General features: G+C 34.1%; 1 protein-coding gene. It reads right to left on the reverse strand.

Annotated features, from left to right (window positions below; translation table 11 throughout):
• Positions 1-396: IS3 family transposase (locus RV17_RS13050; protein ID WP_169819352.1), on the reverse strand; the 396-nt coding region annotated here is incomplete at both ends.

Consider the following 396-nt stretch of genomic DNA (forward strand, 5'->3'; position numbering starts at 1 on the left):
TCCGAAAGGAAGGTACGTAATATCTGTCGTTAATTTTTGTAAGGGGCGTTTGGCATTCCAATTCTTTTGGATAAGATTGTCAAAAGCTTTGTGCTGAGGACCTGTATGACGATATTTTTTGATTTTTGCTATACAATTCCAGCCTCTGTGTTTCATAATACGCGCTACTTTGTTAATACCAATCACGAGTTCGCGACTCAAAAGGGCATGTATTTTTCGATAACCAAATAAAAAATGATTTTCTTGAACCAATTGATGAATTCGTTCTTCGACAGATGTTAAACTTAAAGGTTTCAGCTTCCTGTTTCTATAGAAAGTACTTCTTGATAATCCAAATAACCGTGTCAACTTAGAGATTGACAACTGTTTTTTATGCTTTTCAATGAAATGAATAAT

Origin of the sequence: Enterococcus thailandicus, assembly GCF_001886265.1 — a bacterium.
Taxonomy (GTDB): Bacteria; Bacillota; Bacilli; order Lactobacillales; family Enterococcaceae; genus Enterococcus_B; species Enterococcus_B thailandicus.